Source organism: Pseudomonas sp. SDO52101_S400 (assembly GCF_054071635.1).
The window spans coordinates 142,173-166,392 of record NZ_JBSVWF010000006.1 but is presented as its reverse complement, the minus strand read 5'-3'; the positions used below and the strand labels follow the sequence as shown (position 1 = coordinate 166,392).

Here is a 24,220-nt window from a genome sequence, read left to right as displayed (position 1 = left end):
CCATGCTCCGGTGTTTTTTGCCTCTACGCTTGAAGAGCCTGACCCTGCCACCGGAGTGTTTTGTGTTTGCCAACCTGTTGATCATTCTTGCCTCGTCCCTGGTAATGATTGCCCTGTTCCGCCGCCTGCGCCTGCCGCCGGTCCTGGGTTACCTGTGCGTGGGGCTGATGGTCGGGCCGAAGGCGTTCGACTGGATCAACGAGAGTGAGCATCTGCCGGACCTTGCCGAGTTGGGCGTGGTGTTTCTGCTGTTTTCCCTTGGGCTGGAATTCTCGCTGTCGAAAATGATTGCCCTGCGCCAAGTGGTTTTCCGTCTGGGCAGCCAACAGGTGTTGATCAGTACGGCCCTGCTGGGAAGTGTGCTGATGTTGCTGGGAATGCCAGTCACCCCGGCGCTGCTGCTCGGCGCAGGTCTTTCGCTTTCATCCACGGCAATCGTCACCAAGGAATTGGGCAGTCTCGGCGAAATCTTCAGCAGTCATGGCCAGAATGCGGTGGGAGTCCTGTTGTTTCAGGATGTGGTGGCCGTCCTGTTGCTGACGCTGGTGCCCGTCTTCGCCGGCAGCAGCGATCAGGCCTGGTATTGGGCATTGCCGCTGACATTGCTCAAGACCGTTGTGCTGTTCATCGGCTTGCTATTGGCCAGTCGCTGGCTGTTGCCACGTCTGTTTCAGGAGGTGGCTGCATCGCGCTCGGCCGAGCTCTTCGTGCTGTTGGCACTGGTGATCGTGTTGCTCACGGCATGGCTGACTCACCTGCTCGGCCTGTCGCCTGCCCTCGGCGCGTTTCTGGCCGGCATGCTGTTGGGGGAAAGTCATTATCGGCACCAGATCGAAGCCGATATCCGGCCGTTCCGCGACATCCTGCTTGGCCTGTTCTTCGTCAGCATCGGCATGCTGATCGACTTGCAGCTGTTCGCCAGCCACAGCTTGCTGATACTCGCCATGACCCTGGGATTGCTGGCAATCAAGGGTTCGGTGGTGGCACTGCTGGTGAAATGGCGCGGCAGCGACAGTGAAACCGCCTGGCGCAGCGGCCTGGCCCTGGCTCAGGGTGGCGAGTTCTGTTTCGCTCTGATGGCACAGATGCAGCAGAACCGACTGATGCCCGCCGAACTCGGCGCCCTGCTGCTGGCCGCAACATTCTGCTCGATGCTGCTGACGCCGCTGATGTTGCGTGCCGCCCCGCGCATCGCCGGCGCCCTGCACCGCAAGCCCAACCAGGAAGCACAGATCGAGCAAATCAGCGCACTCAATGCCGGCCTCGACCAGCATGTGGTGATCTGCGGCTATGGTCGTGTCGGTCAGTCGATCGGACGTTTCATGCGCAATGCCGGGCAACCTTACATCGCCCTGGATAACGATCCGGTCCGTATTCAGGAGGCAGCAACCGTCGAGCGCGATGTACATTACGGCGACTCTGCGCGCGGCGACCTGTTGACTGCCGTCGGCTTGCTTCGTGCAAGGTTGCTGGTGATTGCCGTGGATAAAAGCGATGTGGCGTTGCGGGTGCTCAAGGAAGCCCGGCGACTCAACCCGAAGGTGCCGATTCTCGTCCGCACCCGCGATGACAGCCAATGGGCCGAACTGAAAGCCGCCGGCGCCAGCGAAGTGGTGCCGGAGCTGTTGGAGTCAAGCCTGATGCTTGCCTCACATGCCTTGATTCTGCTCGGTCTGCCGGCACACCAGGTGCAGGAGAAAGTCGATCGGGTGCGCATCGACCGCTATCGCCTGCTGCATGGCTTTTACCCGGGGGCCGAAGATGAAGAGACTTAGTCCTGGCTCACTGCGCCAATCTTGTGCAGCGACAGATCCGCGCCGTAATACTCTTGTTCCTGACTCAGGCGCAGGCCATGCAGCGCCTTGATCAAGCCGTAGACGGCGAAGCCACCGACCAGTGCCACCAGCACGCCCAATGCTGTGCCGATCAGTTGACTGATCAGACTGACACCGCCAAGCCCGCCCAACGCGGTCGAGCCGAAGATCCCGCAGGCAATGCCACCCCACACGCCACACAAACCGTGCAAAGGCCAGACACCCAGCACGTCGTCGATCCGCCATTTGACCTGTGCTGCCGTGAAGCACCAGACAAACAGGGCACCCGCAATCGCACCGGTGACCAACGCACCGACCGGATGCATCAGGTCAGAACCGGCACACACCGCCACCAGACCGGCCAACGGACCGTTGTGCAGAAAGCCTGGGTCGTTGCGCCCGACGATCAACGCCGCCACGGTACCGCCCACCATCGCCATCAACGAATTGACCGCCACCAGCCCGCTAACGCCCTGCAGGGTTTGCGCGCTCATCACGTTGAAGCCGAACCAGCCGACGATCAGGATCCACGAGCCCAGCGCCAGAAACGGAATGCTCGACGGTGCGAACGCCACCAGCCGGCCATCGCGATAGCGGCCATTACGCGGGCCGAGCAACAGCACCGCCGCCAGCGCCAGCCAGCCGCCCATGGCGTGAACCACCACGGAGCCGGCGAAGTCATGGAAGGATGCACCGAACCGCGCCGCCAGCCAGGCTTGCAGACCGAAGTTGCCGTTCCAGATCATGCCCTCGAAAAACGGATAGATGAACGCCACGATCAGCGCCGTCGCGCACAGTTGCGGAACGAAGCGTGCCCGCTCGGCGATGCCGCCGGAAATGATCGCCGGGATCGCCGCCGCGAACGTCAGCAGGAAGAAAAACTTCACCAGCCCGTAACCATGATCGGCGCTGAGCACCGCCGCCGGTTGCAGGAACGTCACCCCGTACGAAATCCAATAGCCTATAAAGAAATAGGCCAGGGTAGACACCGCGAAGTCGCTGAGAATCTTCGACAGGGCGTTGACCTGATTCTTCTGGCGAACCGTTCCGACCTCCAGGAAGGCGAAACCGGCATGCATGGCCAGCACCATGACCGCACCGATCAGAATGAACAACGTGTTGGAACTATGAACGAGCGTATCCACAGCGCTTTGCAGATTTTCCATGAAGAGGCAGACCCAAGGCTGAAAAAAGGCACCAAAGCGGTTCATGCAGACATTTCATGCACCAAGTTGCGACCGCGCAGTCACGACCTCATGGGGCCGGTGAACCGCTTTGGCGCACGAGGTCGATGTCCTGAGCTGAACCCGTGTCATCCGGGCTATGATTTCCCGGCTTCGCGCCCGGCAACAGCGCACTGCTGCCGGACAACGCACCACGACACAGCAAAAGATGTACCAGTCATTTGTACTGAACCTTCACGCAAGGCTCATACTCGAAAGTTTCAGAAGCCGCTTCAGACAGCCACTTACGGAGATTCCCAATGGCCAGCACCAAGGCAAAGACTGCTCAAGAAATCCTGATGAACGACTTCCAGACCCTGGTCAGCGACACTGAACGGTTGCTGGAACACACCGCCACGCTGGCCGGTGATCAGGCGGATGAGTTGCGCGAACAGATCCACGAAAGTCTGCTGCGCGCACGGGAAACCCTGAAGCTGACCGAAGACAGCCTGCGCGAGCGCGGTCAGGCAGCGGTAACCGCCACCGAAGATTATGTGTCGGCGAACCCATGGCAATCGGTGGGTATCGCGGCCGGTGTGGGCTTTCTGATTGGCCTGCTGGCCACGCGGCGCTGATCATGTCGATCGGTGAATCCGGCCCGACTTCGGGCACCACTTCCTCCACGCGGCGCCTGGGTGCTGCCGTCCTCGGACTGTTGCACAGTCATGTCGAACTGTTCGGCATCGAACTGCAGGAGCAGAAGGCACGTACCGTCAGCCTGTTGTTGTTTGCAGGCCTGGCGCTGGTGTTTGCATTGCTGTTGCTGGTCGGTTTGTCGACTCTCGTCCTGATCGTGTTCTGGGACACGTATCGTCTCGCCGCGATCATCGGCCTGTGCGTGTTCTACACCCTGGCGGCGATCTTCTGCGCGCTGCGTCTCAAGGCTGCGATCTTCGATGAATCCTCGCCCTTCCACGGCACTCTGCAAGAGCTGGCCAACGACCGGGAGCGCCTGTTGCCATGAGCCTGCCTGAACTTCCGCACAACAGCTCACGCCGGGAAATGCGCAAGGCCCTGATACGTCTGCGCATGGAAATGCATCGTCAGGAAATCCGTCACGAAGCCGGGCAGGTCCTGCAACCCTTGCAACGCATGCGTGGCATGACGCAAAACCTGCACGACGGTTTCGGCATCAAGCACGCGCCGTTATGGGGCGTGGCAGCCGTGACACTGCTGGGTTTCCTTACTGGCAAAGGCGCCAAGAGTGGCGGCGTCGGCGGTCTGAGCCGGTTGATTCGCCTCGGTACCAGCCTTGCTCCGCTGATCAAACTGGTCATGCAGAACTCCGGCAAGCGCTGAGTTCTGCATCTGGCTGCATTCTTGCAGTGCTGGCGGGATTGAACCTCTTCATCCGGAGATTCAATCCCGCTCGCCTATCCGGCCGGCAGGGTCCAGAACAACAATGACCAAGGAGGCCCCGTGATCGACGGGCAACCGCTCGCCTGCTTTCAGCCGTTCATCGATACCGCCACCGGACGCATTGCAGGCGTCGAGGCTCTGGGCCGTCTGCGCCAGGCGCAGGGGCAACTGACGTCGGTCGGGCCGCTGTTCGCCGATCCACGAACGCCGGCCACAGCGTTGCGCCGCCTCGACCGGCAGATTCGTGACCACGCACTGAGCCGATTGCACGAAGCACCGCCGGACTGGTTTCTCAGCCTGAACATGTCGCCGCGCTGGATCAGTCGTCTACGCGCCGACCAGGCACTGCCCAGCCTCAAGCAACTTGCCGGACATGGCGTCGACCCGCAGCGGATTGTCTTCGAGATCACCGAACTGGGCGGCAACAGTCAGCGTTTGTCTGAAGTGGTTGCGCGCTATCGCGATGCCGGAGCACGAATCGCCATCGACGATTTCGGCGCCGGGTATTCACAGCTCGATCGTGTGCTTGCGTTGCAGCCGGACATCCTCAAGCTCGACATGCGCCTGTTCCAGGCCGCCGCTCTGGGCGGGCCTAGCAGCGATGTGGTCAAGGCGCTGGCACAAATGGCCGAAAAAACCGGCTGCTGGATCATCGCTGAAGGCGTTGAGACCGAAGCACAGCTGAATTTCGCACTGGAGTGTGGTTCACGCTACGTACAGGGGTTTCTGTTCGCCCGGGCGCAGGAGGCTTTTTTTGCGACGGATGCTTTCGTCCATCGCTTCGCTGAACTACGCCAGGCCTATGTGAAGCAAAAACTCGTTGAGCGCGGCAAGTTGATGTCGATGCGCCAACAGCTCGGCGAGCTGATGACGATCCTGCAGACCTGGGCGCAGGCTCACGCGCCACTCAGCGCCTTGCCGCAACTGGATGCCTTTCCGTGGTTGCTGCGTTTTTACCAGTGCGATCGTCAGGGCACGCAACTGACCCCCAACCTGGAATGGCGTCAAAGCGGATGGGTCGCCGACAACCGTTATCTGGGCCACAACTGGTCGTGGCGCCCCTACTTCTACCACTTGTTGGCCGAAGGCTGGGAAGAACGGCGGCTGACGCTTTCCAATACCTACCGCGATGCCACCAGCAACCAGTATTGCCTGACCGCCGGGCAGTTCTTCGACAATGGCGAACGCCTGCTGTTGATCGACATTGACGCCGCCGGGCTGTAGTTGCGCTTGCAGACACTCGCTCGAACCGGGAAGCTAGGGCACCAGTCACCCGACGGAGAGAATCAGCCTTGGATTGGCAAACCCTGCTCAACCGCGAACGTCTCGGCAAGCCGCTGCACAGCCCGCAGGAACTCGGCCGCAGCCCGTTCCACAAAGACCATGACCGCATCATTTTCTCTGGCGCATTCCGTCGCCTGGGCCGCAAGACCCAGGTGCATCCTGTGTCGAGCAACGACCACATCCACACGCGTCTGACCCACTCGCTGGAAGTCAGCTGCGTCGGTCGTTCGCTGGGCATGCGCGTGGGCGAAACCCTGCGCCGCGCCCTGCCCGAGTGGTGCGAGCCGAGCGACCTGGGCATGGTCGTCCAGTCCGCCTGCCTGGCCCATGACATCGGCAATCCGCCGTTCGGCCATTCCGGCGAAGACGCCATTCGTCACTGGTTCCAGCAGGCTGCCGGACGTGGCTGGCTGGATGCGATGAGTGATGCCGAGCGCGGTGATTTCCTGAATTTCGAGGGCAATGCCCAAGGGTTCCGCGTCCTCACGCAACTGGAATATCACCAGTTCGACGGTGGCACCCGATTGACCTATGCGACTCTCGGCACCTACCTGAAGTACCCGTGGACCGCGCGTCATGCCGACTCTCTGGGCTACAAGAAACACAAGTTCGGTTGCTATCAGAGCGAGTTGCCACTGCTGGAGCAGATCGCCCACAAACTGGGCCTGCCGCAACTCGAAGAGCAGCGCTGGGCGCGCCATCCTCTGGTGTATCTGATGGAGGCCGCGGACGACATCTGCTATGCGCTGATCGATCTGGAAGATGGCCTGGAGATGGAGCTGCTGGACTACGCCGAAGTCGAGTCGCTGCTGCTGGGACTGGTCGGCGACGACCTGCCGGAAACCTATCGACAGTTGGGTCCGCAGGATTCGCGCCGGCGCAAACTGGCAATCCTGCGAGGCAAGGCCATCGAGCACCTGACCAACGCCGCAGCCCGGGCCTTCGTCGAGCAACAGGACGCGCTGCTGGCAGGAACGCTGCACGGGGACCTCGTGGAGCACATGCATGGCCCGGCCAAGCGTTGCGTCCTGAACGCCAAGGACATCGCGCGCCGGAAAATTTTCCAGGACAAACGCAAGACTCTGCATGAGATAGGTGCCTATACGACACTGGAGATTTTGCTCAACGCGTTCTGCGGCGCCGCTCTGGAACAACACAACGGCCGTACGCCGTCGTTCAAGAGCCGCAGAATCCTCGACTTGCTGGGTAACAATGCGCCGGATCCGCACGGACCATTGCACGCGTCCTTCCTGCGCATGATCGACTTCATCGCCGGCATGACCGACAGCTACGCCAGTGACATGGCCCTGGAAATGACAGGACGCTCCAGTCAATGATGCCCCGCGCTCCGACCGGTCGGGTATTGATCGGTCGGATGCAATCCCGGGATCCGCGCTTCGTACAAAACAGGGTTCCGGGCAGGGTTTGATGAATGCACCAGCCTCTCTCCTCTATCCATCGTTGCGATGAGCCATCAAACAACAAACCAGGCCTCACTACTGTTCGATAAACATTAAACAGCCAGAACTTTCAGTAATGCACGGCGATCCATTGAAGAAACCCAATTAATACCCCGCTCCCCTTACCTACGCCAAAACGAGTTCAACCGTAGTCTCATTCTTCTTTATATGTAGGAATAATCCTAGATTGCCGCTGAGGCACTGTCGGTTCATGCGACTGCTCATTTATCTGAGCTAAGGTGCGCCCTTTATCCGCGCTCGCATGGGACTTTATTATGAACTCCGTTTTTATCGTCGATGATCACCCGGTTATCCGTCTTGCCGTTCGAATGCTACTGGAACATGAAGGCTACAAGGTCGTCGGTGAGTCCGATAACGGGGTCGATGCCATGCAAATGGTTCGCGAATGCGCACCTGACCTGATCATCCTCGACATCAGCATTCCGAAGCTGGACGGCCTGGAAGTACTTGCCCGCTTCAATGCCATGAGCTCCCCGTTCAAGACATTGGTACTCACCGCACAGTGCCCGACATTGTTCGGTATTCGCTGCATGCAGTCCGGCGCGTCGGGGTATGTCTGCAAACAGGAAGAACTCAGCGAACTGGTCAGTGCGATCAAGGCTGTACTTTCCGGTTACAACTACTTTCCCAGCCAGGCCTTGAACCCGGTTCGCAGCGATGATGTGCGCTACACAGAACTGGAACTTTTCAAAGCCGTCAACGACCGGGAATTAATGGTATTGCAACTATTTGCTCAAGGCCGCACAAACAAGGAAATTGCAAAAGGCATGTTCCTCAGCAACAAAACCGTAAGCACATATAAAAAACGCCTGATGCAGAAACTCAAAGCCAAATCCCTTGTAGAACTTATTGAAATGGCCAAACGTAACGCACTCGTGTGAGAGCCAAGATGCCCAGTTGCTTGAAAAGTTGTCTGATTGTATTGAGTGCATGCCTTGCGTTAAGTACTCAAGTAACAGCCGCGCCCGTCCTCTCACAAGACCTGGCCCTGCTCAGTCGTTCGTCCGACACGTTGCTGCCAGTCTTGCTTGAACATTCGCAGCGGGACTGGTTGCACAGTCGCAACAAGTTGATTCTGGGCACATCCGCTCCCGACTATCCACCTTTTGACATGACCGCCAGCGGCCGCGAATACGAAGGCTTCACGGCCGATTACGCCGGCCTCATTGGCCAGGCAACCGGCCTGCCGGTCAAGGTCAGGCGCTTTGCCACGCGAGACGCCGCCATACGGGCATTGATCGATGGCAGCATCGACATGCTCGGCACGTCCAACGGGCTGGAAGCTGAAAACGCCAACATCGTACTGTCCAGCCCTTACGCTATCGATCAACCGGTATTGGTTACCCGCATGGGAGAAACCCGGTCACTGAGCGATGGCCTGGCCGGCTTGCGGCTGAGCATGCTGTATCACTATCTGCCACTGGACGAGGTCAAGGCCCTGTATCCCAAGGCCCTCATCACGTCCTATCCGTCTTACCAGAACGCGATCAATGCGGTCGCTTTCGATCAGGCAGACGTGTTTCTCGGCGACACCATTTCCACCCACTACATGATCAGCAAGGGTTATCTGAACAACATCCGCATGGCCAATTTCGGCAAGCACGAAGCCCACGGTTTCAGCTTCGCCGTGCGCCGTGACAATCCTCAACTGCTGGGCATCATCAATAGCGTGCTCAAGGCAGTTCCGGGCAGCGAGCGGGAAAACATCGCCAAACGCTGGAGTGCCGGCAGCGATACCTTGCTGACCGATCAGAAACTGCAACTGACCCATCGCGAAGAACAATGGCTGAAAAAACACCCGGTGGTGAGCGTGGTCGTCAACGAGGCGTTTGCTCCCCTGAGTTTCTTTGACACCGATGGCAACTTTCGCGGCATCAGCGCCGACCTGCTCGAACTCATCCGCCTGCGCACCGGCCTGCGCTTCGAAGTCCGCCGCAGCCGCAGCGACGCCGAAATGATCAAGCAAATCGAAAACCATCAGGCCGACCTGATCGCCGCCCTGTTGCCGACCGCACAACGCGAGGAAACCCTGAAGTTCAGCCGCCCCTACCTTGAAAACTCCTATGTCCTGCTGACCCGCAAGGCTGCCGACAGTCCAACACACCTGGGTCAGCTCAAGCGCAAGCGCCTGGCCATCGCCCAGGGCAACCCGATGATCGAATACCTGCGCCGCGAGTTTCCGCGCATCCAGTTGATCGAAACCCCGGACACCTTCAGTGCCGTGGCACTGCTCGACGAAGGTCAGGTCGAGGGCGCGGTGAACTCGCTGGTGATCGCCAACTATTTCATCGCCTCACACATTTTCGAACAGCCCTTGCAGATCACCACCACCATCGGCACGCGGCAGGCAGCCTTTTCCCTGGCAACGGCCCGGGACAACACGGAACTGGGCTCGATCATCGACAAGACTCTGATGAGCATAACGCCCGAAGAACTGGGCATCATCAATGGTCGCTGGCGGGGGTACTCCAGCCTTTCGCAAGGCACCTGGCATCAATACCGACGTCTTTTCTATCAGGTGATCGGGGGCGCGAGCCTGCTATTGCTGCTGTCGATGCTCTGGAATGCCTATATGCGCCGCCAGATCAAACAGCGCCAATCAGCCGAACGCGCCTTGAGCGATCAATTGGAATTCATGCGTTCGCTGGTCAATGGCACACCCCACCCGATCTATGTGCGAGATCGACAGGGTCTGTTGCAAAGTTGTAACGACAGTTACCTCGAAGCCTTCAATGCACGGCGCGAAGACGTCATTGGCAAGAGTGTGATGGAAGGGGCCCTTAACAATGCCTTCGAAGCACGCGCCTTTCAGGCCGACTACCAGCGGGTGGTGACCGAAGGCCTGCCGCTGGTGCTTGACCGTCCGTTGCAAATCGGCAACCGACGTCTGACGATCTATCACTGGATCCTGCCTTACCGCGACTCCAGCGGCGATGTCCAGGGGATCATCGGCGGCTGGATCGACATCAGTGAACGTCACGAACTGCTCGACGAACTTCGTGCCGCCAAGGAACAGGCGGATGACGCCAATCGGGCCAAAAGCACTTTCCTGGCAACCATGAGTCACGAAATACGTACGCCGATGAACGCGGTCATCGGCATGCTCGAACTGACCCTCAAGCGCATGGACAAGGTACACCCTGACCGCTCCAGCATCGAAACCGCCTACAGTTCAGCCAAGGATCTGCTGGGGCTGATCGGCGACATTCTGGATATCGCCCGGATCGAGTCCGGGCGCCTGAGCCTGAGCCCCGAGCGGGTCAACCTCATCGATACCGTCGCCTCGGCGGTCCGGATCTTCGAGGGCCTGGCCCGGCAGAAACGTCTGGCCATGGTGTTGAGCGTCTCACCTCCCGAGCTGAACGTCGACGTACATCTGGACCCCTTGCGCTTCAAGCAGGTGCTGTCGAACCTGATCAGCAATGCCATCAAATTCACCGAAAAAGGTCAGATCAGGATCACGCTGGAACTGCTGGCCAGCGATGTTCCCGATTGCTCGCGGATGCAACTGACGGTTCAGGACAGCGGCATCGGCATCTCCGCCGAGGATCAGCTGCGACTGTTCGAACCTTTCGCCCAGGCCTGCCATGGCAAGGATCGGGCAATCAGTGGCGCAGGGCTCGGACTGGTCATCAGCCGTAGCCTGTGCGAAATGATGGGAGGGCAACTGCAATTGAGTAGCCAGCCAGGGGTCGGTACACAGGTGAGTGTGTCGTTGCCACTGGCAATCCTGCCCGCTGAAGTGACAAGCCAGAAATACGAACCACAGATCCAGACCGCCCTCACGCCCTTGAACGTTCTGGTAGTTGACGATCATCCGGCCAATCGCCTGCTGATGTGCCAGCAACTCGAGTTCCTGGGGCATCACTTCAGCATCGCCGAAGAAGGCCAGAGCGCACTGGAACTATGGAAAAACGGCGCATTCGATCTGGTCATCGCCGATTGCAACATGCCCGTCATGAACGGCTATGAACTGACACGTGCGATCCGTCGCCACGAGAAACTCACACAGCGTCCGACCTGTACCGTGCTGGGGTTTACCGCCAATGCACAACCGGAAGAGGTGCTTCGCTGCAAGCAGGCCGGCATGAACGAATGCCTGTTCAAACCCCTGAGCCTGAGTGTCTTGAGCCAATGGGTCGACAGCGTCCAGCCGGCGCGCCATGCACCTGCGTTCAACCTGCAGGGGCTGCACTCCCTGACAGGGGGAAATCCCGCTCAGACCCAGCGACTGTTGAGCGAACTGCTCAACAGCAGTCGGCTTGACCGTCAGGACTTGCTGGCCTTGTCCCCGGGTCGGGATCAACAGGCACTGGCCGAGATCGCGCACAAGATCAAAGGCGCCGCTCGCATTGCCCAGGCGTCACGCCTGATCGACAGTTGCGACGCACTGGAACAAGCCTGCCTGCAAGCGTTGCCGGAGGACGAAATCAAACGCCGCTGCAAGGCGAGCAATTTCGCCATCCTTGAACTGGAGAAGGCACTGGAACAACAACTGACGCTGACCGATCAGAGCAGAATGACCGGGCCTTAACTATGCTTGGGCGCTGAGCAGTGTGTTTACCAACACGGAGAGTCCGCAATGCCCAGCCCACTGCGCCCGGATCAACGCCGGTTTCCTTTGCACGTGCACATCAGCGTCATGTTCACCTTTCTGCTGCTGCTCACCGGGGTCGTGCTGGGACTGTTCAACTACCGGCAGACCACCCAGATCATTCTGTCGAGCAGCGAAAAACTGTTCGAACGCATCGAACAGGATGTACGCGTCGACCTGCAATCGACCTATGCACCGATCCGGCACCTGTTAAGCCTGCTCGCAGACAGCCCCGGGACTCAGTCCTCAACCCTTGAACAACGCCTGACGCTGCTCAAGCCGTTCAGCCAGTCACTGGCGGACAACCCGGACCTGGCCTCGTTGTATCTGGGTTACGACAACGGTGATTTCTTCATGGTGCGCCCCTTGCGCACCGCGTCATTGAAAACCTTGCTGAAAGCCCCGGACGCAGCGGCGTATCAGGTCTGGAGCATCGAACATGACGCCGATGGCAGTGCCAGATCGCAAACGCTGTTCTTTGATCCGGCATTGTCACCAGTCAGCCGACACGACAATCCGGACGATATCTACGACCCGCGCAGCCGCGCCTGGTACACCGGCGCACAACAAAAAAACGAGCAGATCACCACCGAACCCTACGTGTTCTTTTCCACCCGCAATGTCGGCACCACCCTCGCCCGGCGCAGCGGTGAACACGCAGTGATCGCCGCCGACCTGACCCTCGACGCACTATCGGCGACCCTGACCAAACACGTTGTGACACCAGCGACAGAGATCGTCCTCTTCGATGCCGAAGGCAACGCCGTGGCGTATCCCGACAGCCGCCGGCTGATCGTCGATGACCGTACCGCGCGCCTGGCCAAGGCGGCCGACCTGAGCCCGAGCCTGCATGCCCTGTTGTCTGCCGATCATCAGGGCAAACGCCTGAAAGCTGACGGACGACGCTGGATCGTCGCCCGCAGCAGCCTGCAGGAAGGTGGCCCGAAAGGTTTGCAGATGGCCTTGCTGGTGCCGGAAGACGAGTTACTGGTCGATGCCTATCGCATGCGCTGGCAAGGTGCGTTGATCACCCTCGCCACCCTGTTGCTGTGCCTGCCGCTGGGCTGGCTGATCTCACGGATTCTGGTCAAGCCGCTGCATGCACTGGTCAAGGAAGCCGACGCCATCCGCAGTTTCGATTTCAATTTTCCCGTGACCCGTCGTTCGCCGGTGCTGGAAGTCGACCAGTTGAGCCTGTCGATGGCGCGGATGAAGGACACTCTGGCCAGCTTCTTTCGCATCACCGACAGCCTGACCGCCGAAACCCGCTTCGCCCCGCTGCTGCAACGGGTGTTGTTCGAGACGGTACAAATTGCCCAGGCCCAGGCGGGTCTGATCTACCTGCGTGAAAATGATGGCAACCATATGGAGCCTTACGGGCTGGTGGTCGATGGCACCTCACAGACGCTGGCTGCCTTCGATATTCAGGGACACAACCTTGGCGCCACACAGGGCCCCGACTGGTTTGAGCAGCTGGCGAAGACCGACAGCGTGGTGAGCAGCTTCGGCTTCGAACAGGCTGCCGACTTGCAAAAAGTACTGCTGGCCATGGACACGCCTCGCGTACACCTGATCGGAATCCGCCTGCACAACCGACACAACGACACAATCGGCCTGCTGGTGCTGCTGATCAGTGACAGTGGCACCCCGGCCGACCTGGAGAAGCTGCGGCCCGACCGCATCGCCTTCCTGCAAGCGGTGTCCGGCGCGGCAGCGGTGAGTATCGAAAGCCAGCGTCTGCAAGCCCGGCAGAAACAGCTGCTGGATGCGTTCATTCAACTGCTCGCTGGCGCCATCGATGCCAAGAGCCCTTATACCGGCGGACATTGCCAACGCGTGCCGGAACTGACCCTGATGCTCGCCCACGCCGCAGCGGCCAGCGAAGCCCCGGCCTTCAGCGACTACCAGCCCAGTGAGGACGAATGGGAAGCCTTGCACATCGCCGCGTGGCTGCACGACTGCGGCAAAGTCACGACGCCGGAGTATGTCGTCGACAAAGCCACCAAACTGGAAACCCTGAACGATCGCATCCATGAAATCCGCACTCGGTTCGAAGTCCTCAAGCGCGATGCCTGGATCAACTACTGGCAAGCCCTGGCATTGGGTGGCGACGAACGACAACTGGCCAGCCTGCGCGATGCAACGCTGACGGCGCTGGATGAAGATTTCAGTTTTGTCGCCCGTTGCAATCTGGGCAGTGAGGCCATGGCCGACGCCGATCTTGAGCGTCTTGAAGGCATTGCGCAGCGCACCTGGACACGCACGCTGGATGATCGTCTGGGTGTGTCCTGGGAAGAAAACCGCCGCCAGGCTCGCACGTCGGCGCCCATCCTTCCGGTCAGCGAGAAACTGCTGGCCGACAAGCCCGAACACCTGCTCGAACGCGCCGACAGCGAGCTGATTCCGGAAGACAACCCCTGGGGATTCAAACTCGACGTCCCGCGCTACAAATACAACCGTGGCGAGCTGTACAACCTGAGCATTCCCCGCGGCACCCTGACTCGCGAAGAGCGTTACATCATCAACCACCACATGGTGCAGACGATCCTGATGCTCAGTCATCTGCCCTTCCCCGGGCATCTGAACAACGTGGCGGAGATTGCCGGCGGCCATCACGAAAAGATGGACGGTACCGGTTACCCGAAACGCTTGAAACGCGAGGAAATGAGCCTGCCGGCGCGGATGATGGCGATTGCCGACATCTTCGAAGCACTGACCGCCGCCGACCGCCCCTACAAAAAGGCCAAGCCCCTCAGCGAGGCGCTGGGAATCATGGCCACCATGTGCCGCGAGGCACATATCGATGCCGAGCTGTTCGGCCTGTTCATTCGCGAAGGACTTTACCTGCAATACGCCAGCCGTTTCCTCGACCCGCAACAGATCGATGCGGTCGACCCCGCCGGCGTGCTGCGCAAGGCGGGTCTTGCGTCGTGATCAGCAGTCGGTCAGGCGCAGGAAGATCGCCGCCAGTCGTTCGATACCCGCCTGATCTTCTGTGCCGAAACGCGAAAGCTTCGGGCTGTCGAGGTCGAGCACACCGATCAGACGACCGTCCTTGACCAGCGGCACCACCAGTTCACTGTTCGACGCACTGTCACAAGCGATGTGGCCGGGAAACGCGTGAACGTCTTCGACCCGTTGTGTCTGCAGGCTGGCGGCTGCCGCGCCACACACACCACGACCGAACGGAATGCGAACGCAAGCGATCTGGCCCTGGAATGGGCCGAGCACCAGCTCTTCATTGCGATTGAGGTAAAAACCAGCCCAGTTCAGATCATCGAGCTGGTTGAACAGGAACGCCGAAAACTGCGCGGCATTAGCGATAAAATCACGCTCGTCCGCCAGCAGCGACTCCAGTTGTGCGGCCAACATGCCATAGCCTTCGAGGCCCTGGCCGCTCTGTTGCAAATCAATCATGCCTTGTGCTCCAGCAATTTCAGTCCCACCCAATAACGGGCGAATTGGTACGCGCAACGTCCGTTGCGGTTGCCACGGCCGGTCGCCCAGCGCACGGCGAGAATGTCCAGTTGTTCGTCGCGCTGCCAGCTCAGGCCGGCCTTGGCGGCCAACTGCCCGATCCAGTGCTCGACGACGTTGAGGAAATGTTCCTGGGTAAACGGATAAAAGGACAACCACAGACCGAAACGGTCCGACAGCGCGATCTTGTCTTCCACCGCCTCGCTCGGATGCAGTTCGCCATCGACGCGCTTCCAGTTTTCGTTGTCGCTTTCCTTTTCCGGCACCAGATGGCGACGGTTGGAGGTGGCGTAAAGCAACACGTTGTCCGGCGCCTGTTCGAGCGAGCCGTCCAGCACGCTTTTCAGCACGCGATAGTCGCCTTCACCGGACTCGAACGACAGATCATCGCAGAACAGCACAAAGCGCTGCGGCAGCTTGGCGATCTGCTCCACCACCCGTGGCAGGTCGGCCAGGTGATCGCGCTCGATCTCGATCAGACGCAGGCCGTCCTTGGCGTGTTCGGCCAGCAGCGCCCGCACCAGCGAGGATTTACCGGTACCGCGTGAACCCCAGAGCAACGCATGGTTGGCCGGCATGCCGTCGAGGAACTGTTGGGTATTTCGGCCCAGTTGCTCCAGTTGCCGATCGACACCGATCAAGTCCGACAGGCGCATGTCGAGGCTGACGTCCAGCGGCAGCAGATACCCGCTGCGACCGTCACGCTGCCAGCGTGCGGCCAGGCAAGTGCCCCAGTCGATGACCGGGCGTGGCGCCGGCAGCAACGGTTCGATCCGCGCCAGAACCGACTCGGCGCGCTCAAGAAAAGCATTCAATCGGGAATCCACGTCTTCTCCTCGGGCTGGTTCACAGTAATGATGGCGATACAGCGACGACCGATAGCGTTCGACAGCCGCCCCGGCCCTTGTTACAAGGCGATTCGGGAACCACGGTATCCATACATGATCGACTATGCTTGAGCAGCGAAGGGAAACGGAAGTGGTTCAACACCCCATGGATATCAAATTCACCCACCGGCTGTCGTACAAACAGGCACGGCTCACCGTGCTGGTCGGGTTCATTCTGGGCACGCTGCTCAGCCTGCTGCAAATCGGCATCGATTATGCCAGTGAAGACGCCTCCATCAACCGTGAAATCCTGTCTTTGCTGGAAATCAGCCATAACCCGGCCTCGCGTATCGCCTATAACATCGATGCCGAACTGGCCCAGGAACTCACGATGGGCCTGCTGCGCTCGCCGGCCATCATTTCCGTACAACTGACCGACAACAATCAGACGGTACTGGCCAGCGTGAAGCGCCCGGAGCTGCAAAGCGGCTATCGGTTGATCAGCGACTTCCTGTTCGGCGCCAAACGCGAGTTCGAAGACCGGCTCTATCTCGACCACCTGCCCAACGAATCCCTCGGCACCCTGAGCCTGGAAGTTGACACCTATGCCTTCGGCAGCCGATTCCTGCGCCGGGCCGAGGTCACGCTGCTCAACGGGTTTGCACGCAGCCTGATCCTGACCGGCATCCTGCTGGCGCTGTTCTACGTGATGCTGACCAAGCCGCTGGTCCGGGTGATCCGCGAACTCAGTGGACGCGACCCACGCAGTGCCGAGCCAACCACCCTGGAATGTCCGAGCGGACACGCCAACGACGAGATCGGCGTGCTGGTGAAGGTCGCCAACCAGCAGTTCGAGAACATCGCCACGGAAATCCAGCAACGGCGTACCGCCGAAAACCGCCTTACCGACTACCTCGCTCAGCTCGAAGACATCGTTTCGGCGCGTACTGCCGAACTCAAAGCCATCAACGCACGTCTCAGCCAGTCCAACGAGGAACTGGAAGTCGCCCGCCGCACCGCACTCGACATGGCCGAAGCGCGCTCGGCGTTCCTGGCCAACATGAGCCACGAGATCCGCACCCCGCTCAACGGCCTGCTGGGCATGATCGCGTTGTCCCTCGACGGCCCGCTCAATGGCGAACAACAGCAACAACTGTCCATTGCCCACGACTCGGGCAAGGTGCTGGTGGAGTTGCTCAACGATATTCTCGACCTGTCGAAATTCGATGCCGGGCAACTGGAACTCGAACACATCCCATTCGACCTAGGTTCGCTGATCGAAGACACCGCCAACCTGCTGTCGCAGAACGCGGCGCCAAGTGTCGAGCTGACGTGTCTGATCGATCCGCACTTTCCGGCGCTGGTGCTCGGAGACCCGACACGAGTCAGGCAGATCGTCAGCAACCTGCTGTCCAACGCACTGAAGTTCACCCGCTTCGGCCGGGTCGATGTGCGTTTGTCGACCTGGAAGGATGGCGTGCGCATCGAGGTCTGCGATACCGGCATCGGTATTGCCCAGGAAGCCCAGGTGAAGATTTTCCAGCCGTTCACCCAGGCCGGGGCCGGTATCACCCGCCAATACGGCGGCACCGGGCTGGGCCTGGCCTTGACCTACAACCTGTGCGAGGCCATGCAGGGGCGCCTGACGATCAGCTCAGAAGTCGGTTTCGGCAGTCAGTTCTGTGCCGAACTGCCGCTGCCCTGCCACACCCGCGCGGTCATTCCGGCGCAGTTGCAAGGCAGCGTGCTCGCCATCACCACGGCTGCCAGCGGCCTGTCAGAGCTGCTGGGAAGTCTGCTGCCGGTCTGGGGCCTGTCATACGAACAACGCACGATTGAAGCGTCACTTCTCGGCCCGTCACCGGACATCATCATCACCGATTGCCCCGAATGTCTGTTCGGCCTGCGGCCGACCATGACCGCACCGATTCTGCTGGTGACTGCCTACGGCAGCTTCCTGCCGGGCGAAGAAGCTGCGGCGCTTGCCCCGCTACAACAGCAGGCTCGTCCCCTGGCACGCAACGCGCTGTATCAAAATCTGCGCAGAACGCTGCAACCGGACATCACCACCATTGACCGCACGCGGCTTGAGAGCTTGCCCTCCCAGCGTCGCGGGCGGGTGCTACTGGTGGAGGACAACCCGGTCAACCAACTGGTGGCCAAGGGCATGCTCGGCAAACTCGGTTGTGAGGTCGTGGTGGCGGCCCATGGCGCAGAAGCACTGGATCAACTGGAACACCATGAGTTCGATCTGGTGTTGATGGACTGCAACATGCCAGTGATGGACGGTTACGAAGCAAGCCGACAGATTCGTCAGAGTGGCCGCTGGCCGCACTTGCCGATCGTGGCGTTGACGGCCAACGCCATGTCCGAGGAACGGGAACGCTGCCGGGCGGCGGGCATGAGCGACTACCTGGCCAAACCGTTCCGCCGCGAAGAACTGGCAGCGCTGCTGGATCAGTGGATACCGACTACGACAGCGCTTTGATTTGACCCAACAGGTGGTCAAGCCCGGTGCGCAGCTCGTTGAGCCGATCCAGGTCCACGCCGCTGTCGCACAACAGCCGATCCTTCAACGGCCCGACCTGTTCACGCAGCCCCTGGCCCTGCGACGTGAGGCTCAGATGAACCTCACGTTCGTCCCGCGCCGAGCGCTGACGCTGCACCAGTTGCAGTTGCTCCAGGCGCTTGAGCAGCGGGGTCAGCGTGCCGGAGTCCAACGCCAGACGCTCACCCAGCGCCTTGACGGTCGGTTGCTCCGGCGCCGCTTCCTGCCATTCCCACAACACCAGCATCGCCAGGTATTGCGGATAGGTCAGGCCGAGCTGATCGAGCATCGGCTTGTAGGCGCGAATCACCGCCCGTGACGCGGCATACAGCTTGAAGCACAACTGACTGTCGAGCTTCAACGCATCGGCTGACAGATCGTTCATTTGAGCAGGGCTTCGATCTCGCGGCTCAGATCCTGCGGCTTGGTGGCAGGGGCGAAACGCTTGACCAACTGGCCATCCTTGCCGATCAGGAATTTGGTGAAGTTCCACTTGATACCCTGGGAACCCAACACACCCGGGGCGCGCTTTTTCAACTGCACGAACAGGGGATGCGCACCGTTACCGTTGACTTCAATCTTCTTGAACAGCGGGAAGCTGACGCCGTAATTGAGTTCGCAGAACTCGCTGATCGCACCTTCGTTGCCGGGTTCCTGCTTGCCGAACTGGTTGCACGGAAAGCCCAGCACCACCAGCCCCTGATCCTTGTAGGTCTGCCACAGCTCTTCAAGGCCTTTGTATTGCGGGGTGAAACCGCACTTGCTGGCAGTGTTGACCACCAGCACCGCTTTGCCGGCGAAATCGGCCAGGGTCTTTTGCTCACCCTTGATGGTGGTGCACGGGATGGTCAGCAGGTTATCGCTCATGGTGCGCACTCTGGAAAGTTGAGAAGCTGTAAAAATAGCGAGCAATTGAATTGTGTGCAATTTAATTATCCGAAAGGCGATCCGGGGATCGCCTGCATCGGCTATTCGCGCGGCACCAGGTCCAGGCACACCGAGTTGATGCAGTAACGCAATCCGGTCGGCGGCGGGCCGTCGGGGAACACATGGCCCAAGTGTGCATCGCATCGGGCGCATTTCACTTCGGTGCGGATCATGCCGTGGCTGGTGTCGCGGATTTCGGTCATGGCGCTCTCGCCAATCGGCGCGTAGAAGCTCGGCCAGCCGCAACCGGAATCGAATTTGGTACTGGAATCGAACAGCGGCTCATTGCAGCAAACGCAGTGATAGACACCGTCGGTCCTGGTGGCGTTGTACTTGCCGGAGAACGGTCGCTCGGTAGCACTGAGACGGCACACGTTGTACTGCTCCGGGTCGAGCATCGCGCGCCATTCTTCCAGGGTCTTTTCAATCTTTTCCATCATCACACCTCAACGGCTGAAAAAGCCCGATCTGTACCTTTTCCACGGATCGGGTGGCACGTATGATTGCGCCTCGTCACACGCCAGTCTGGCAGCGGGATCCTGCGCATTCAAACGGATTGTTGGAAACCGCCGCTCAAGACGCCTGCCTGTGTGAAGACGCAGGATTCCCAGCACGGTTGTCCACTCGCCGCCTGGATCGTTCATTTTCGGGATCACATCGCCATGCAGTTCAGCAAATCGAACAAGCTCGCCAACGTCTGCTACGACATTCGCGGCCCGGTGCTCAAGCACGCCAAACGTCTGGAAGAGGAAGGCCATCGCATCCTCAAGCTGAACATCGGCAACCCGGCGCCCTTTGGTTTCGAAGCGCCGGACGAGATTCTCCAGGATGTGATCCGCAACCTGCCGACCGCCCAAGGCTACAGTGACTCCAAAGGCCTGTTCAGCGCGCGCAAGGCCGTGATGCAGTACTACCAGCAGAAGCAGGTCGAGGGTGTCGGCATCGAAGACATCTACCTGGGCAACGGCGTGTCCGAGCTGATCGTGATGTCGTTGCAGGCGCTGCTCAACAACGGCGACGAAGTGCTGGTGCCGGCGCCGGACTATCCGCTGTGGACCGCTGCCGTGAGCCTGGCCGGCGGTAACGCGGTGCACTACCTGTGCGACGAGGGCGCCGACTGGTTCCCGGATCTGGCCGACATGAAGGCCAAGATCACCCCGAACACCAAGGCCATGGTCATCATCAACCCGAACAACCCGACCGGTGCGGTGTATTCGAAGGAAGTGTTGCTGGGCATGCTGGAACTGGCCCGTCAGCACAACCTGGTGGTGTTCTCCGACGAGATCTACGACAAGATTCTTTACGACGATGCCGTGCACATCTGCACCGCTTCGCTGGCGCCGGACCTGCTGTGCCTGACCTTCAACGGTCTGTCGAAGTCGTATCGCGTGGCGGGTTTCCGTTCCGGCTGGATCGCCATTTCCGGGCCGAAACACAACGCCCACAGCTACATCGAAGGCATCGACATGCTGGCCAACATGCGCCTGTGTGCCAACGTGCCGAGCCAGCACGCGATCCAGACCGCACTCGGTGGCTATCAGAGCATCAACGATCTGGTCTTGCCGCAAGGTCGCCTGCTGGAACAGCGCAACCGTACATGGGAATTGCTCAACGACATTCCCGGCGTGAGCTGCGTGAAACCGATGGGCGCCCTGTATGCATTCCCGAAGATCGACCCGAAGGTCTGCCCGATCCACAACGACGAGAAATTCGTCCTCGACCTGCTGCTGTCCGAAAAGTTGCTGGTGGTTCAGGGCACAGCCTTCAACTGGCCGTGGCCGGATCACTTCCGTGTCGTGACCCTGCCGCGCGTCGATGACCTGGACATGGCTATCGGACGCATCGGCAACTTCCTCAAGTCCTACCGCCAGTAATCGGCGCTCCGTGCGCAACGAGCCTTTCGTTGCGCACTGTCTGATTCAGCAACACTTCTGCCCTGCCCGCCTTCTTTACGCCTTCTACACTGTCGATTCGTACCGATCACACGCGCCTGATTCAATGGCGGTGGGTGGCGCGCGGCTGTCATCCATGTCGTCTTCAGGGGTGGGAATCGTCCCGCACACCGGGGAATCCGATGTAGGACACAGTTTGAAATAGTCACTCGGTTGAATCGCCCGGTGCCGCACCTTATATACCCCGCAGTACGCTACATCTTTAGCTTGAGGAGATTTCTACAACCATGATGCGCATCCTGCTGTTTTTGGCCACTAACCTGGCGGTCGTGCTGATAGCCAGCATCACCCTGAGCCTGTTCGGCTTCAACGGGTTCATGGCGGCCAACGGGGTTGACCTCAACCTTAGTCAGCTGCTGGTCTTCTGTGCCGTCTTTGGTTTCGCCGGTTCGCTGTTCTCGCTGTTCATCTCCAAGTGGATGGCGAAGATGAGCACCAGCACCCAGATCATTACCCAGCCGCGCACTCGCCACGAGCAGTGGCTGCTGCAAACCGTCGAGCAACTGTCCCGCGAAGCCGGGATCAAGATGCCCGAAGTCGGGATTTTCCCGGCCTACGAGGCTAACGCCTTCGCTACAGGCTGGAACAAGAACGACGCGCTGGTCGCGGTGAGCCAGGGCTTGCTCGAGCGGTTCAAGGAGGACGAAGTGAGGGCCGTGCTGGCCCACGAGATCGGCCACGTGGCCAACGGTGACATGGTCACCCTGGCACTGGTCCAAGGCGTGGTGAACACCTTCGTGATGTTCTTCGCGCGGATCATCGGCAACTTTGTGGACAAGGTGATCTTCAAGAACGAGGAAGGCCAGGGTATCGCGTACTACATCGCGACCATCTTCGCCGAACTGGTTCTGGGCATCCTGGCCAGCGCCATCGTGATGTGGTTCTCGCGCAAACGGGAGTTTCGTGCGGACGAAGCCGGCGCCCGCCTGGCCGGTACCAGCGCGATGATCAACGCACTCCAACGACTGCGCGCTGAACAGGGACTGCCGGTGCACATGCCCGACACCCTGAACGCCTTCGGCATCAACGGTGGCATCAAACAAGGGTTCGCCCGCATGTTCATGAGCCACCCGCCGCTGGAAGAGCGTATCGACGCCCTGCGTCGTCGCGGCTGATCAGCCCGGCTCAAACAGAAAGGCCCGCAGTGATGCGGGCCTTTTTTTGTGCATGCTACTGACCGGTCAGCCGGTAGACCCGCTCCTCCAGCCGTGTCACTCCCGCCTGCAGGAACTTCCCGCTCTCGCTCAACACGTCCTGCTCTTCCAGCGCCCGCACTTGCCAGTTGCCACCGAACAGGCGCCGTACCTCGGCATCTTCCACCGCAAACGGCGGCCCGGACATCTGCTGCTGATCGTAATCCAGCGTAATCAGCAAACCGCTTACGCCCGCTGGCAGGATACTCAGCAAATGCGCCGCATAGCGCTCACGCATCGGCGCCGGCAAGGCAATCAGCGCCGCACGGTCATACAGGGCGGTGCAATCGGCCACATCGTTCGCGGACAAGGCGAAGAAATCCCCGCACCACAACTCGATGGCCCCGGCCCGATAAACCTTGAAACCGCCCTCTTCGTTGATCTGCGGCTGCAATTTCTGCTCACGAAAGAAGTCTTCGACAGCCCTTTCCGACAGCTCGACGCCGAGAACCCGATGTCCCTGCCCGGCCAGCCACAGCAGGTCCAGGCTTTTCCCACACAACGGCACCAGCACACGCGCCTGCACCGAAATCGTCAGATCGGGCCAATGCCGCAACAGATAAGGGTTCACCTCAGGCTGGTGAAAGCCGATCTGGTTCGATTCCCACTTCTTGTGCCAAAACTCCGGCTGCATGTTTCCTCCTAAGAATTCGATCAAAAAGCGTTAAAACTTATATTGGAATTAGATCAATGATCTGACTGAAGATGAGCCATCTTAACGCTCAGGAACCCTTCCATGTTTCCCAGCCTGTTTATCTCTCACGGCTCGCCCATGCTGGCGCTGGAACCCGGTGCCAGCGGCCCGGCCCTTGCGCGTCTGGCCGCCGAACTGCCACGCCCGAAAGCCATCGTCATCGTTTCCGCTCACTGGGAAAGCCATGAGTTGCTGGTCAGCAGCCATCCGCAACCGGAAACCTGGCATGATTTCGGCGGTTTCCCCCGTGCATTGTTTGAAGTGCAGTACCCCGCACCGGGCAATCCGCAATTGGCCCGAGAGGTCGCCGAATTGCTGACCGCCAACAACCTGCCTGCGCGTCTCGACCCGCAACGACCGTTCGACCATGGCGTGTGGGTTCCGCTGTCGTTGATGTACCCGCAAGCCGACATCCCGGTGGTTCAGGTTTCCCTGCCCAGCCGTGGCGGCCCGCAGCTGCAGACCCGCGTCGGCCAGGCGCTGGCCGGTCTGCGCGATCAGGGCATTCTGTTGATCGGTTCCGGCAGCATCACCCACAACCTGCGTGAACTGGACTGGCACGCCGGCCCGGAAAGCGTCGAGCCATGGGCCCGAGACTTTCGTGACTGGATAATCGACAAGCTCGCCGACGACGATGAAGCCGCCCTGCACGATTACCGCCAACAAGCGCCGAACGCCGTGCGCAGCCATCCAAGTGATGAACACCTGTTGCCGCTGTACTTCGCCCGCGGCGCCGGCGGTGACTTCAGCATTGCGCACCAAGGGTTCACCATGGGCGCGCTGGGCATGGACATCTACCGTTTCGGCTGACGCGCTCGTTCCCGCCTCAAATCGCAGGCAAAAAAAA

General features: G+C 60.1%; 20 protein-coding genes. 13 read left to right on the top strand and 7 right to left on the bottom strand.

Annotated elements, in window-relative coordinates:
• Window positions 1-62: 62 nt before the first annotated feature.
• Window positions 63-1,775 (top strand): cation:proton antiporter, encoded by a 1,713-nt coding sequence (locus tag ACW9HX_RS04820; protein ID WP_457379708.1) that lies wholly within the window; start codon window positions 63-65, stop codon window positions 1,773-1,775.
• Here the strand turns inward: ACW9HX_RS04820 and ACW9HX_RS04815 are convergent.
• Complete coding sequence (locus ACW9HX_RS04815) at window positions 1,772-2,980, bottom strand: ammonium transporter (RefSeq protein WP_457379692.1); 1,209 nt, start codon at window positions 2,978-2,980, stop codon at window positions 1,772-1,774. The two genes, ACW9HX_RS04820 and ACW9HX_RS04815, sit on opposite strands and share 4 nt — an antisense overlap.
• 317 nt (window positions 2,981-3,297) lie before the next feature.
• Between ACW9HX_RS04815 and ACW9HX_RS04810 the strand changes: the two genes are divergently transcribed.
• The 8 genes from ACW9HX_RS04810 (at window position 3,298) to ACW9HX_RS04775 (ending at window position 14,689) form a co-directional block, all read left to right on the top strand.
• On the top strand, window positions 3,298-3,612 hold the full coding sequence (locus tag ACW9HX_RS04810; protein WP_457379691.1) for a DUF883 family protein: 315 nt from the start codon (window positions 3,298-3,300) through the stop codon (window positions 3,610-3,612).
• 2 nt (window positions 3,613-3,614) lie between these two features.
• Window positions 3,615-4,001 carry a phage holin family protein gene (locus ACW9HX_RS04805; RefSeq protein WP_249482916.1) on the top strand — a complete coding sequence of 129 codons (387 nt, stop codon included), beginning with the start codon at window positions 3,615-3,617 and terminating at the stop codon, window positions 3,999-4,001.
• Complete coding sequence (locus ACW9HX_RS04800) at window positions 3,998-4,336, top strand: hypothetical protein (protein WP_457379690.1); 339 nt, start codon at window positions 3,998-4,000, stop codon at window positions 4,334-4,336. Before ACW9HX_RS04805 ends, ACW9HX_RS04800 begins: the two co-directional genes overlap by 4 nt.
• Before the next feature lie 120 nt (window positions 4,337-4,456).
• Window positions 4,457-5,620, top strand: a complete 1,164-nt coding sequence (locus tag ACW9HX_RS04795) for an EAL domain-containing protein (protein WP_457379689.1) — start codon at window positions 4,457-4,459, stop codon at window positions 5,618-5,620.
• Between the two features lie 68 nt (window positions 5,621-5,688).
• On the top strand, window positions 5,689-7,017 hold the full coding sequence (locus ACW9HX_RS04790) for a deoxyguanosinetriphosphate triphosphohydrolase (RefSeq protein ID WP_457379688.1): 1,329 nt from the start codon (window positions 5,689-5,691) through the stop codon (window positions 7,015-7,017).
• Between the two features lie 398 nt (window positions 7,018-7,415).
• Window positions 7,416-8,042: a response regulator gene (locus ACW9HX_RS04785; RefSeq protein ID WP_457379687.1), complete on the top strand. Its 627-nt coding sequence runs from the start codon at window positions 7,416-7,418 to the stop codon at window positions 8,040-8,042.
• 8 nt (window positions 8,043-8,050) lie between these two features.
• Complete coding sequence (locus ACW9HX_RS04780) at window positions 8,051-11,695, top strand: transporter substrate-binding domain-containing protein (protein WP_457379686.1); 3,645 nt, start codon at window positions 8,051-8,053, stop codon at window positions 11,693-11,695.
• Window positions 11,696-11,743: 48 nt separating this feature from the next.
• Window positions 11,744-14,689, top strand: coding sequence for an HD domain-containing phosphohydrolase (locus ACW9HX_RS04775; RefSeq protein ID WP_457379685.1), 2,946 nt, complete (start codon window positions 11,744-11,746; stop codon window positions 14,687-14,689).
• On the opposite strand, the gene ACW9HX_RS04770 is transcribed toward ACW9HX_RS04775, so the two are convergent.
• Together ACW9HX_RS04770 and ACW9HX_RS04765 are read right to left on the bottom strand one after the other, a co-directional pair.
• On the bottom strand, window positions 14,690-15,172 hold the full coding sequence (locus ACW9HX_RS04770) for a GAF domain-containing protein (RefSeq protein WP_457379684.1): 483 nt from the start codon (window positions 15,170-15,172) through the stop codon (window positions 14,690-14,692).
• A complete protein-coding gene (locus ACW9HX_RS04765) occupies window positions 15,169-16,059 on the bottom strand; it encodes an ATP-binding protein (RefSeq protein ID WP_457379683.1) in 891 nt (296 codons plus the stop codon). The genes ACW9HX_RS04770 and ACW9HX_RS04765 overlap by 4 nt, the downstream gene beginning before the upstream one ends.
• Before the next feature lie 166 nt (window positions 16,060-16,225).
• On the opposite strand from ACW9HX_RS04765, the gene ACW9HX_RS04760 reads away from it, so the two are divergent.
• Complete coding sequence (locus tag ACW9HX_RS04760; protein ID WP_457379682.1) at window positions 16,226-18,547, top strand: response regulator; 2,322 nt, start codon at window positions 16,226-16,228, stop codon at window positions 18,545-18,547.
• Here ACW9HX_RS04760 and ACW9HX_RS04755 read toward each other — a convergent pair.
• The 3 genes from ACW9HX_RS04755 to msrB all read right to left on the bottom strand — a co-directional run bounded on the left by ACW9HX_RS04755 (window position 18,531) and on the right by msrB (window position 19,971).
• A complete protein-coding gene (locus tag ACW9HX_RS04755; RefSeq protein WP_457379681.1) occupies window positions 18,531-18,992 on the bottom strand; it encodes a MarR family winged helix-turn-helix transcriptional regulator in 462 nt (153 codons plus the stop codon). The genes ACW9HX_RS04760 and ACW9HX_RS04755 overlap by 17 nt on opposite strands.
• Entirely contained in the window at window positions 18,989-19,474 is a 486-nt protein-coding gene (locus tag ACW9HX_RS04750) for a glutathione peroxidase (RefSeq protein WP_085730592.1), read from the bottom strand. Before ACW9HX_RS04750 ends, ACW9HX_RS04755 begins: the two co-directional genes overlap by 4 nt.
• A 101-nt stretch (window positions 19,475-19,575) precedes the next feature.
• Window positions 19,576-19,971 (bottom strand): peptide-methionine (R)-S-oxide reductase MsrB, encoded by a 396-nt coding sequence (gene msrB / locus ACW9HX_RS04745; protein WP_457379680.1) that lies wholly within the window; start codon window positions 19,969-19,971, stop codon window positions 19,576-19,578.
• A gap of 225 nt (window positions 19,972-20,196) precedes the next feature.
• Between msrB and ACW9HX_RS04740 the strand changes: the two genes are divergently transcribed.
• Window positions 20,197-21,408 (top strand): pyridoxal phosphate-dependent aminotransferase, encoded by a 1,212-nt coding sequence (locus ACW9HX_RS04740; RefSeq protein WP_169431313.1) that lies wholly within the window; start codon window positions 20,197-20,199, stop codon window positions 21,406-21,408.
• Between the two features lie 305 nt (window positions 21,409-21,713).
• On the top strand, window positions 21,714-22,601 hold the full coding sequence (gene htpX / locus ACW9HX_RS04735) for a protease HtpX (RefSeq protein WP_408986785.1): 888 nt from the start codon (window positions 21,714-21,716) through the stop codon (window positions 22,599-22,601).
• A gap of 55 nt (window positions 22,602-22,656) precedes the next feature.
• Here htpX and ACW9HX_RS04730 read toward each other — a convergent pair whose 3' ends face one another.
• Entirely contained in the window at window positions 22,657-23,313 is a 657-nt protein-coding gene (locus ACW9HX_RS04730; protein ID WP_457379679.1) for a thiopurine S-methyltransferase, read from the bottom strand.
• A 102-nt stretch (window positions 23,314-23,415) separates the two neighbouring features.
• On the opposite strand from ACW9HX_RS04730, the gene ACW9HX_RS04725 reads away from it, so the two are divergent.
• A complete protein-coding gene (locus ACW9HX_RS04725) occupies window positions 23,416-24,183 on the top strand; it encodes a DODA-type extradiol aromatic ring-opening family dioxygenase (protein WP_457379678.1) in 768 nt (255 codons plus the stop codon).
• The last annotated feature ends 37 nt before the right edge of the window (window positions 24,184-24,220 follow it).

What these genes read in the sequence shown, in the direction of transcription:
- ACW9HX_RS04815 (WP_457379692.1), bottom strand. Translation starts at nt 2,980, where the DNA reads ATGGAAAATCTGCAAAGCGCTGTGGATACGCTCGTTCATAGTTCCAAC.
- ACW9HX_RS04810 (WP_457379691.1), top strand. Translation starts at nt 3,298, where the DNA reads ATGGCCAGCACCAAGGCAAAGACTGCTCAAGAAATCCTGATGAACGAC.
- ACW9HX_RS04805 (WP_249482916.1), top strand. Translation starts at nt 3,615, where the DNA reads ATGTCGATCGGTGAATCCGGCCCGACTTCGGGCACCACTTCCTCCACG.
- ACW9HX_RS04800 (WP_457379690.1), top strand. Translation starts at nt 3,998, where the DNA reads ATGAGCCTGCCTGAACTTCCGCACAACAGCTCACGCCGGGAAATGCGC.
- ACW9HX_RS04785 (WP_457379687.1), top strand. Translation starts at nt 7,416, where the DNA reads ATGAACTCCGTTTTTATCGTCGATGATCACCCGGTTATCCGTCTTGCC.
- ACW9HX_RS04780 (WP_457379686.1), top strand. Translation starts at nt 8,051, where the DNA reads ATGCCCAGTTGCTTGAAAAGTTGTCTGATTGTATTGAGTGCATGCCTT.
- ACW9HX_RS04775 (WP_457379685.1), top strand. Translation starts at nt 11,744, where the DNA reads ATGCCCAGCCCACTGCGCCCGGATCAACGCCGGTTTCCTTTGCACGTG.
- ACW9HX_RS04770 (WP_457379684.1), bottom strand. Translation starts at nt 15,172, where the DNA reads ATGATTGATTTGCAACAGAGCGGCCAGGGCCTCGAAGGCTATGGCATG.
- ACW9HX_RS04760 (WP_457379682.1), top strand. Translation starts at nt 16,226, where the DNA reads ATGGATATCAAATTCACCCACCGGCTGTCGTACAAACAGGCACGGCTC.
- ACW9HX_RS04755 (WP_457379681.1), bottom strand. Translation starts at nt 18,992, where the DNA reads ATGAACGATCTGTCAGCCGATGCGTTGAAGCTCGACAGTCAGTTGTGC.
- ACW9HX_RS04750 (WP_085730592.1), bottom strand. Translation starts at nt 19,474, where the DNA reads ATGAGCGATAACCTGCTGACCATCCCGTGCACCACCATCAAGGGTGAG.
- msrB (WP_457379680.1), bottom strand. Translation starts at nt 19,971, where the DNA reads ATGGAAAAGATTGAAAAGACCCTGGAAGAATGGCGCGCGATGCTCGAC.
- ACW9HX_RS04740 (WP_169431313.1), top strand. Translation starts at nt 20,197, where the DNA reads ATGCAGTTCAGCAAATCGAACAAGCTCGCCAACGTCTGCTACGACATT.
- htpX (WP_408986785.1), top strand. Translation starts at nt 21,714, where the DNA reads ATGATGCGCATCCTGCTGTTTTTGGCCACTAACCTGGCGGTCGTGCTG.
- ACW9HX_RS04730 (WP_457379679.1), bottom strand. Translation starts at nt 23,313, where the DNA reads ATGCAGCCGGAGTTTTGGCACAAGAAGTGGGAATCGAACCAGATCGGC.
- ACW9HX_RS04725 (WP_457379678.1), top strand. Translation starts at nt 23,416, where the DNA reads ATGTTTCCCAGCCTGTTTATCTCTCACGGCTCGCCCATGCTGGCGCTG.